Genomic DNA, 10439 nt, shown 5'->3' on the forward strand with positions numbered 1-10439 from the left:
CCTGACCGCCGCACTTGCGACGGATGTGGGGGCAGCGATCGCCGCCCCGGCCCGTCGCAAGGGTCCGCCGCTGCTCATCGCCCATCGCGGCGCATCGGCGCTGCGCCCAGAACATACGCTTGCCGCCTATGCCAAGGCGATCCAAGACGGGGCCGACTATGTCGAGCCTGACCTGGTCGCTACGAAGGACGGCGTGCTGGTCGCGCGGCACGAGAATAACATCGCGGAGACCAGCGACGTTGCCGCCCGGGCCGATTTTGCCGCGCGCAAGACGGTCAAAACGATCGACGGCGAGCGACAGGAAGGTTGGTTCACGGAGGATTTCACCTTCGCGGAACTCAAGACGTTACGCGCGAAAGAGCGGCTGGGCGCCATACGGCCCGAAAGCCAATCCTATGACGGCGCATTCCAGATCGTGTCGATGGAGGAAATCGCCGATTTCGTGGCGGCCGAATCCGCCGCGCGCGGCCGGACCATCGGCCTGATCCCGGAGATCAAGCATTCCACCTATTTCGCAGGCATCGGCCTGCAACAGGAGCAGCGGCTGATCGATATCATCGGCAAGAGCGCCTATCTGCAACGCGCGCCGTTCGCCATCCAGTCGTTCGAGGTCGCTAATCTACGCGCGTTGCGCGGCAGGATCGGCGCCTATCCCAACATCCAGCTGGCCCAGTTGATCGGCGACCCGGCCCAGATGCCGGCCGATGTGCAGGCGGCGGGCAACAAGCGCTTCTATCGCGATATGCTGACGCCCGCAGGTCTTTCCGAAATCGCCAGCTATGCAGATTATCTTGCGCCCCATGTCCGGATGATCATTCCTGTGGACGAGGATCAGCGCCTGACAAAACCCACGGGGCTCGTCGATGCCGCACATGCGGCGGGCCTTCTCGTCAGCATCTGGACCTTCCGCCCGGAAAATCAGTTCCTGGCCGCCGATTTTCGCAGCGACAAAGGCGTTTCCGCGCGCAACGAAGAAGGCAGCATTGCAGAGATGCAGCGCTATCTTGCAACGGGTGTCGATGCGATCTTCACAGACGATCCGGCTTTGGGACGGCGTGCGATTTCCTAGGATAGAGAGAATAAAAACTGCCTATTCCAAATTCACCTCTACCGGTCATTTGATCGCCATCTGGACTGGCCAGCCACAGCAAGTCCACTTCTCTTGACCATCTGCAAGCCCGATCGCAGTTTCGGATCTTCGCGCCGCTTGTGGTCGAATTGCAGCCGTTGGTTGCGCCACCCGAGCCGGCGCGCGCAGTTGCTCCCAACGTCGATCGGCTTTCCAGTCACGTCAGGCCTGATTGGGAAAGCCTGATCCTAGTGCATCTGGAACCCGGCCCGCGCCCGTGCAATTCGTCAGCAGGGCACCGCCCATATATGCTTCGGCGTGAACCGCGTCCGCATGGTGCCATCCTCTGCTATCGTCGGGGAATCGTGATCTTTCGACCTGGATCAGGCCGCACTCGATATGCTCATACGTGCCCAGCCCCTGCCGGCAATTCCCGCCGAGAGCCTGATGTCGTCGAGCTGACGATCCTCGTCGCTTTCAGCCTGCGGTGATCCATGCCATCTGAAGCTGCCACGGTGATGGATAGGCGTCGGCAATGAAGCCGCCTCGTCACCTAGCGCTACCTCCGGCCCGTTTGGCTGCCGATATCGACCGATCTCTTCTACCCGTCAGGACAAATGCGCCATAATGACAAGGCGCCACCTGCCAAGGCATTGGCAGATGGCGCCTCACCGGGCGACCCGAAGGCTGGAGGCCCCGCATAAGCGGAGCCACCTTCGGCCGGTTTTTAGAAGCTCATGCGAACGCCCATCGCATAGGTGGCGGGCGCACCGACCATACGCGACGCGCCGTTCATTTCGGGATAATAGACTTCGTCCGTGATGTTTCGGCCCATGGCATAGATCGACCAGCCATGCGGCGATTCCAGCTCGATCCGGGCATTGAGCAGCGTGTAAGCCGGCGAGGTGTTGCCGACGACCGCGTTCAGGCGGTTCGATTCCTTGCCATGATAGAAGATGTTGGCGCGGCTCTTTAGCACCCAGCCATCACCGAATCTGTAGCTGTGGACGAGGCCGACCCGACCGGTCCATTTCGGCGCACCGGGCAGCGGATCGCCGACAGTCGCGGTCACATCGGCGATGCGGTTGGAATTAAACTCGGTGATCTTCGAATAGAGATAGGTGCCCGATGCGTCGAAATCGAGTTTGTGCCCGCCGCTGTTCAGCAGGTTGACGTCCAGTGCGGCTTCGAAGCCGCGGGTCTTGGCCTTACCGACATTAGTGCGGCCGTTGGTGTCATTGTCGAGGCGCGTCGTCGCCTGAAGATTGTCGAAATCATTGGCGAAGGCGTCAAGCGACAGACGGATCGGCCCTTTATAATAACGCACGCCCGCTTCATAAGCCCAGACCGTCTCGGACTGGAACGGCTCCGTCTCGGCCAGCGTCATGATCGACGTGCCATCAAAGCCGCCCGAACGATAGCCGCGCGCGACCGACGCGAAGACATTCAAATCGTCGGTGATGAACCACTGCGCGGCAGCACGGCCGGACAGGTCGTCATCCTTGAACTGCTTGTCCCACTGAAAATTGGGCGTCGTCGCGAAAAATGTGGCGTAATTGGATATGCCCCAAGGGTTATCGTCGATGTTGCGGCCCTGCGAATCCACATCGTCCTTGGTATAGCGCAGGCCCAGCGTCAGCTTGATCTTGGGCAACAACTCATAATCAGCCTGACCGAACAGCGCGGCGCTACGGCGGCGCTGATTATGGACATTATGATATATGGTCCGCGCGGCCCAGCTGGTCCATTGGCTCTGATAGTCGATCTTGTCGCTCATGTAGAAGCCGCCGATCAACCAGTTGAAACGCCCCTGCTGCTCGTTGCGCAGGCGCATTTCGAGCGATGCCTGGCTCAGATCTTCATCGAACAGATATTCATATTGGGGATAGGGCGTGCCATCGCCATTGCCGCCGATATTGCGCTGGCTCGACTGCCAGCCGGCGACCATGTCGAAGCGGGTGGCATCGTTCAGCAGGTGCGAAAATTGTGCGGACGCGCCTTTGATGTCGATCCGTTGCTGAAAATAGGCCCGCGAATAGAAGCTGTAGGGGTCTTTATCTTCGCCGGCATTGAGAACACTGCTGTCCTCCGCTGCGCTGATGCGGTCATATTGACGGGCATCGCCACGGTCGCGACTGGCAAAGGCCTTCAGCGTCAGACTGGTATCTGGACCGAAATCGATATCCACCGTACCGCGCGCGGCGAACAGATCCTTGTCGCCAAAGCCCTTGCGTGCGCCCGGATCGTTGATCGCAGGCACCTGTCTCTGGACCACGCCGCCGACGCTCAGTTGCGCGCCCGCCAGATCGCCCGCGCCCTTCCCGTTCATGAAGCCGCCGCCCTGATCGGTCATCACTGCCAGTCGCACGCGCATATTGTCGCTGACCGGACCGCCGATCGCCGCTTCCGCGCGCAGGCTGTCATAGCTGCCATAACGCACATCGGCATAGCCGTCGAACGTGTCGCGGCCGCCGCGCGTGATCGCGTTGACGACGCCGGCCGTGGTGTTGCGGCCATAGAGAGTGCCCTGCGGCCCACGCAGCACCTCGATCCGCTCCAGATCGAACAGAGGCATGCCGAGATAGGCGTTGGAGCTTTGATAGACGCCGTCCACATGAAGGGCGACCGACGGGCTGCCATTGGGCTTGTAGTCGTCGGCGCCGCCGATCCCGCGGATGGTCAGCAGGCCATAGCTTTCGCCGCCCGTGCTGTAGTTGATCGACAGGCCCGGTACTTCATCGACCAGACTGGCGAAATCGGTAATCTTGCGTTCTGCCGCTTCCACGCCCGAAACGACGGTGATCGCCTGCGGTACTTTCGACAGGTCTTCGACCCGCTTTTGCGCGGTGACGATGATGTCACCGCCACCCGCAACGCCCGCCCCCGCTTCGGCAGCCGACAATTCGGTCGGCGCCTTGGCGACGGCGAGCGAGATCATCGCCGCGCCCTCGTAGGAAATGGCCACGCCTCGTCCGGCGATCAGGCGGCGCAGCGCCTCGGCACGGGAAAAGCGCCCCTTGAGCGCGATCGAGCGGCGACCGGCGATGGCGTCATAGGGGAAGACCATCTGCACGCCGGCCTGCCGACCGAACTCGTTCAGCGACGTCGCCATATTCTGCGCCGGGATGTTGAAGGCGATAGCGCGATCGCTCGCGGCACTGGCGGGCGCCGCGGCGAGGATCAAGGGTAGTGCGACGACATGAAAACTCATTATTGCCCTCCGATGGAAGCGTCTCTCGGAGGATGGGATGGGTGGGCGCGGCACGACCTCTATCGCAGCTGCAAAAAAATTATCAGCCGGCCGTGAGGGTAATGGCTCCATTTTCGCTGCGCTGCGATCGGATGCCGAACGACGCATGCAATGCGGTCAGCAGATCATTGGGGTTGGTGGTCGTAAAACGCCCCCCCAGCCGAATGCGCGACAGCGCCGGATCGGCGATGACGATCCTGGGGTCGAGATAGCGATTAAATTCGGCCACGACGAAGTCGAGGCTCTCGCCTTCGAACACCAGTTGACCATCTTTCCAGCTGCGCGCCCGGTCCAGCGTTACCGGGTCGGCCGGTCCGATAGCCACGTTCTGGCCGATCACGCGCGCCATCGCCCCTGCTGTAAGCCCATCGCCCCGTACGCTATCGGCCATGCCATTCAGCACGAGAAAGTCGAAGGATTCAGGTTGCTGTCGCGCATTGAAGCTGCCGGTGCCGAGTGTGAATCGTGCGCTTCCTGCCTCCAATGTCAGCTTGCCGCGCAGCGAAGCCGGAACCGTAAGGCCGATCTCGCCACGCTCCAACCAGATGCGGCTGTCCCCCTTGTCGATCCGCCAACTGATCCGCGTGCCTGTATTAAGTTCGATCCGGGTGCCATCGTCCAGCACCAGCGCGCGCCGTTCACCTATCGCCGTTTTGGCATGTTCGCGCGCAGTGGCGCGTACCGCCAGCAGCGCGCCGGCGACCGACGCACCACCGGCCAAGACGCCGGCACGCAACATCCCACGGCGGTTGATGGCGGTGGGCGCCGGTTCGGCCGGACGGTCCTCGACCGCGCGTAGACGCTCCACCTGCTCGAAGGCATGAGCCACCTGGGCAAAGGCGATGGCATGGCGGGGATCGGCCGCACGCCATTGTTCGAAAGCCTGCGGCGTGACCGAGCCTGCATCGAGCGCCGCCAGCCAGCCGGCGGCTTCCTCCATCATTTTCTCTGGTGTCGGTGGCGTTGCCATAAGCGCGAAAACGGGGCCCTTTCTTCCTGCGGTGGCGCTTCCTGCATCGCATAGGCAAGAATGGCCAGCCCTTTGGCAAGATGCTTCTCTACAGTAGAGACCGACAAACCCATCCGCACCGCTATATCGCCCGGCAATAATCCTTCGATCCGCCGCATCTTCACCACCGCGCGCGCCTGTGGCGGCAATTGCTCCATCAGCGCGATCAGCCGTGCCAGCTCCATATTGCCCGATAGCACTGCAAATTGATCCGGCGCGCTATCGGCAATTTCCATCGCTTCCATATCGGCCAGATGCTCGAACCGCACGACGGTGGCGCGACGATGACGTTCATGCGCCAGATTGCGGATGATGGTGAGGACGAAGCTGCGGGGATTGACGATCTCGCGATGATGCGACGCATTGATCGCGCGGGCATAGGCCTCCTGCACCAGATCCTCGGCCTCGGCCGTGGGGACCAGCCGAGCCGCCTGCCGCCGGAAAGCGACCCGGTGCGGCAATATCTCATCAATGAACCAGCGGTCTACATCCCTCAACCAGGTCACGGCGGCTTCCCCCTTCAGATGAGCGGGGCGGTTAGTCAGTCGGCATGACAATATCGGGACAATATCCACATTCGTCGGGGGTCGCTGTCGCATTACTGTCAAACGCCGCCGATAGGGCCGCCCGATGCAAGCCTCTCCCTGGCATCGCCGCGCCGTGCTGGGCGCCATGGTCGCGCTTGGCGCCACGCCGCTCCGGGTGCTCGCCGCACCCTTCACTGCGCAGGCCGACCCCTTTGCGCTCGGCGTCGCCAGCGGCGATCCATCCCGCGACGGCTTCGTTTTGTGGACGCGCCTCGTCGGCCCCGACGCCCACCCTCTTCGGGCCGGATCGATCCCGGTCCGTTACGAGGTCGCCGAGGATGAAGGATTTCGCAACATCGTCCGGACCGGCGCATTGAACGCGCATCCCGAGGCGGCGCACAGCATCCATCTCGAACTGACCGGACTACGACCGGGGCGCCCCTATCATTATCGCTTCCATGCGCTTGGCGCGACCAGCCCGGTCGGGCGTACCGCAACCGTGCCGGACCGCACCAACCGGTTGCGGCTGGCGCTCACATCCTGCCAGCATTGGGAATTGGGATGGTTCGGCGCCTATCGCGACATGCTGGCGGGCGATCCCGACCTGATCGTGCAGGTCGGCGACTATATTTACGAAACATCCTATCCCGACCAGCCCAAGGTCCGCGATTTCGGCGCGCCCGAACCACGCGATCTGGATGGGTACCGCGCCCGCTACGCCCTCTATCGCACCGATCCGGATTTGCAGGAAGCGCACCGGCGCGTGCCCTGGCTCGTCACATGGGACGATCATGAGGTGCTGAACGATTATGCCGCGCTCGCCAATCGAGAGGGGCTACCTCCCGAAATTTTCGCGGCGCGGCGAGCGGCGGCCTATCAGGCCTATTTCGAACATATGCCGATCCGCCCCAGCCTGTGGCGCTCCATGGCCAGCCCGCGCCTCTATCGTGGGGTGGACTGGGGCGAACTGGCATCGCTTTCCATGCTCGACACGCGCCAATTCCGGTCCAACCCGCCATGCGCGGCGCCGTCGGTAGCCCGCAACGTCCGGCTCGATCATTGCGCCGAACGGTTGGCGCCCGATCGGACCATGCTGGGACAGGCGCAGGAGGCATGGCTGGCTCAGCGCCTTTCCCAAGAGCGGCGCCCTTGGACTTTATTGGCGCAGGGCGTGTTTTTTGCGCCGCTGGCGCTCGATGGCGGGGGTGACGCTGTCTATAGCGACCAGTGGGACGGCTATGTCGCAGGCCGCTCACGGCTGCTGGATCAGCTCGCCCGCCCCAATGTCCGCAATCCCCTAATTCTAAGCGGCGACGTCCACAGTTTTTGGCTGAATGATCTGCATCGGGCGGATGGCACCCCGCCAGTGGCGACCGAAATCGTCACCTCCGCCCTTGCTGCCCAATCGCCGCCAGCCGGCCGCTTCGGCGAGGTTCGCGCAAATAACCCCCACATCCGCTTTCATGACCTGAACCATAGCGGCTACGTCCGCATCGAGATCGAACCGACGCGACTAGTGGCACAATTTCGTGCACTGAATCTGAAATCGGCCCGGGCAAAGCCCAAGATCCTGCAACAGGTGGAACAGGATATCAGGTAGGCGACAACTGCATTTAGCCCGGCTAAAAGACATGAGCGACCAGGCGTTAAACTGATCGCTCATCATGTCTTCTCTCAAGCCAGCATACGCAGCGATGGTTCGCGGTCATAGAAGCGGAGAGCCGCCGCCTTGACGAACGCTGCATCGACCCCCGTGACGCCCGCGTCGGGCACCACGCCGGCCTTGTCGAGCAAGGGCTGCGCTGTCTCATTCGCGCCAATCGCCTTGAGATGGCCAAAGGCGTTCATCACAAATTCGACCGCCGCGCCTTCGTTCAGCAGCGTCGCGCAGCCCTCCTGCGACACTATGATCGCCACGGCATCGAAAATCTGACTCGGCGATCCTGCCAGCTGACCATCGGCCTTCTGCTGCTTGCCGTTGGAGAGCTTTGCGCCACCGACTTTGGGCGCGACGATCACAGCCTTGCCCTTGGCTTTTTCTACTGCCGTGACGATTGCTGCCAGTTCGTCCGCATCGCTGCCGTCCGCGATCAGAATGCCGACTTTGCGCCCCTCAAGCGTCGCCAGCATATTCTTATGGATCGAAAGTGCGTCCGAAGGCGGCATGTCGATCGGCTCCTTGGCGGCGGGCGTCTTTTTCGGCAGATCGATCGCTAAGCCGTCCGCAACCCGGCTCGCCAGGTCTTCGTCCACATTGCGTAGATTGGCCACCATCCGGCCGGGCACCTGATCGAGCTGTGCCACCTTCGAGAGTTCGAACACGAAGGACGAGGCGATATGGGCTTGTTCACTGATCGTCTGTGAACGGTAGAATAAACGCGCCTGACTGTAATGATCGGCGAAGGTTTCCGCCCGCACGCGCAGCTTGTCGCCGCTCTCTTCAGGGCCAGTGGCGGCGTTTGCCGTTACAAAGCCGACGTCCGGGCTTTCGCGCGGTCCACCTTCCTCGCCATGCGCCGCCAGGCTGTTGGGTTCATAATTGGCACGGCCCTTGGGCACCATCGTCTGCATTTTTCCGTCCCGCTGGAAATTGCCGAACGGACAGCGCGGTGCGTTTACCGGGATCTGATGGAAGTTGGTGGTGCCGAGACGTGAATTTTGCGTATCCAGATAGGAGAAGAGCCGGCCCTGAAGCAGCGGATCATTCGAAAAATCGATGCCTGGCGGAACATTCGAGGGCAGGAATGCGACCTGCTCGGTTTCGGCGAAGAAATTGTCGACATTGCGGTTGAGCGTCAGTGTGCCGATCAGGCGCACGGGCACATCCTCTTCCGGGATGAGCTTGGTCGCGTCGAGCACGTCATAGGGTTGCGCCTCGGCAAACGCCTCGTCGAACAATTGGATACCCAGATCCCATTGCGGGAAATCGCCGGCGTCGATCGCCTCGAACAGGTCGCGGCGCTGATAGTCATTGTCCGCCGCCTGGAGCTTCAGCGCTTCGTCCCAAATGGTAGACTGAATCCCAAGTCGGGGCTTCCAGTGGAACTTGGCCCAGTCGGCCCGAAGCTGCGATTTTGGCCAGGTTGAAGAACGAACACTGAACGCTTGATTGATTCTACCAGGACCGTTGCTGACCACCGACCTCGTAGATATCGGCTTCCATGGAGCAATTGTAGCTCTCTGCGATGTTGAACATCTCGGAGAGGAGGCTTTGGATTTCCTCATCAAGGGAAATGCCATCCGGATCGGGGTCATAGGCGACGGTCAGTTTGTAATCACAATTGCCGTTTTTTACCATGGCGTAGTCGCGTTCCAGCATCGCCTCAATCCGCTCCCGAGCGGGTTTTCTACCTCTTCCACGCTTGTTGAAGTTCTCGATAATCAGATGCAGGGCGATGCTGGCAGTGGGCGGCTTTTCCGGCAGTTTGGTCTTTGACGGAATAATGTCGAGCGCCCGATAGACGGTCATTCGTGAGACCTTCAGGTCGCGGGCAACGCGGGCCTTGCTGGCGCCGGCGGCAAGGCGACGGCGGATTTCATCGTCATCGACGTTCTTCTTCCGGCCTTTGTAAACGCCTTCGGCGCGCGCCGCTTCGATCCCGGCGCGCTGACGATCCTTGATGAACTTCAGCTCCATATCGGCGACCATGCCGAGTATGGTGATGACCATTCGCCCCATGTCGCCCGCCGTCGTCACCTCTGGCTCAAGGATGCGCAGCGAAGCTCCCTTTTCATCAAGCTCATGCACCAGGTTCAGGACATCGCGCGTGGAGCGGCCGAGCCGGTCGAGCCGCAGCACGACCAGCTCGTCGCCGGTGTGCATAAACTGCATGATCGTTTCCAGTTCCGTGCGCCCGCTCCGCGAGGCCCCCGATCCGGTCTCGGAACGGATAATTTCGCAACCTGCATTCTTGAGGCGGCCAATCTGGATATCCAGATCCTGGTCCGTGGTGCTGACGCGGGCATATCCGATACGAGCCAAGTGCAAAATCCGTCACATTAGGGTGGCTCTTGCAGTGTATCGTCACATTGAGCGCAAACCCACCCTTTTGTGACAGACGAATGGTGTCACTCGGCCCTATCACTCTGGGGTGTACCCAAATGTTATAGGCCGATCAGCCGCCTCACGCTGCAAGCCGTCCAAAATCAATCCGGTCGTTCAGGTCGAGGTCGAAGCGGCCATAAAGGTAGCCGACTGGCTCAAATATATCGAAAATGGCGCGGCAAAATCGGGCACCGCCGATCCGATGGGCACCTATGACTTTACATGGATGTGGGAAGAACTGGGGCTTAGCGACCTCCGGCGGTAACGGCCATCATACGGTTCTTGAAATGTTCTCGCTTAGCGTTGTCTGGCGTACCTTCCACGCGATGCCCTCTCCCTCAGAAAAGACTCTATGCCTTCACGCCCAACGCGACGCCGGCCAATGTGCGAGCGCTGGTCGGAGGTAAGATCAATGAACCGCTCATCGAGCGCAACTGGCCCGACATCCTGCGCATCATGGCGACGATCGCAGCGGGGATCGTCGCCCCCAGCCAGATTCTTCGCAAGCTCGCCTCTTACCCGCGCCAGAATGAGCTGGC

Annotated in this window: 6 protein-coding genes and 2 pseudogenes; 3 read left to right on the forward strand and 5 right to left on the reverse strand. The window is 61.4% G+C overall.

The genetic code is table 11. The features are described 5' to 3' along the window. The first annotated feature begins 25 nt into the window (after window positions 1-25). Window positions 26-1069, forward strand: a complete 1044-nt coding sequence (locus AX703_RS24565; RefSeq protein WP_231735687.1) for a glycerophosphodiester phosphodiesterase — start codon at window positions 26-28, stop codon at window positions 1067-1069. A gap of 727 nt (window positions 1070-1796) precedes the next feature. Here AX703_RS24565 and AX703_RS24570 read toward each other — a convergent pair. From AX703_RS24570 to AX703_RS24580, 3 genes are all read right to left on the reverse strand, one after another. Continuing rightward, complete coding sequence (locus tag AX703_RS24570) at window positions 1797-4280, reverse strand: TonB-dependent receptor (protein ID WP_062347976.1); 2484 nt, start codon at window positions 4278-4280, stop codon at window positions 1797-1799. An 82-nt stretch (window positions 4281-4362) separates the two neighbouring features. Next, complete coding sequence (locus AX703_RS24575) at window positions 4363-5262, reverse strand: FecR domain-containing protein (protein ID WP_062347978.1); 900 nt, start codon at window positions 5260-5262, stop codon at window positions 4363-4365. Continuing rightward, window positions 5259-5834 carry an RNA polymerase sigma factor gene (locus AX703_RS24580; RefSeq protein ID WP_004212904.1) on the reverse strand — a complete coding sequence of 192 codons (576 nt, stop codon included), beginning with the start codon at window positions 5832-5834 and terminating at the stop codon, window positions 5259-5261. The genes AX703_RS24575 and AX703_RS24580 overlap by 4 nt, the downstream gene beginning before the upstream one ends. Before the next feature lie 124 nt (window positions 5835-5958). On the opposite strand from AX703_RS24580, the gene AX703_RS24585 reads away from it, so the two are divergent. Next, on the forward strand, window positions 5959-7455 hold the full coding sequence (locus tag AX703_RS24585; RefSeq protein WP_037472268.1) for an alkaline phosphatase: 1497 nt from the start codon (window positions 5959-5961) through the stop codon (window positions 7453-7455). 74 nt (window positions 7456-7529) lie between these two features. Here AX703_RS24585 and AX703_RS24590 read toward each other — a convergent pair. Both AX703_RS24590 and AX703_RS24595 read right to left on the reverse strand, forming a co-directional pair. Next, window positions 7530-8963: pseudogene (locus AX703_RS24590) on the reverse strand (catalase); the annotation flags it as partial. A 7-nt stretch (window positions 8964-8970) separates the two neighbouring features. Beyond that, window positions 8971-9837 (reverse strand): recombinase family protein, encoded by an 867-nt coding sequence (locus AX703_RS24595; protein ID WP_004212898.1) that lies wholly within the window; start codon window positions 9835-9837, stop codon window positions 8971-8973. A 396-nt stretch (window positions 9838-10233) separates the two neighbouring features. Here AX703_RS24595 and AX703_RS24605 point away from each other — a divergent pair. Further along, window positions 10234-10439 (forward strand): annotated as a pseudogene (locus tag AX703_RS24605) (Tn3 family transposase); the annotation flags it as partial.

It is taken from the genome of Novosphingobium sp. CCH12-A3 (assembly GCF_001556015.1).
Classification (GTDB): domain Bacteria; phylum Pseudomonadota; class Alphaproteobacteria; order Sphingomonadales; family Sphingomonadaceae; genus Novosphingobium; species Novosphingobium subterraneum.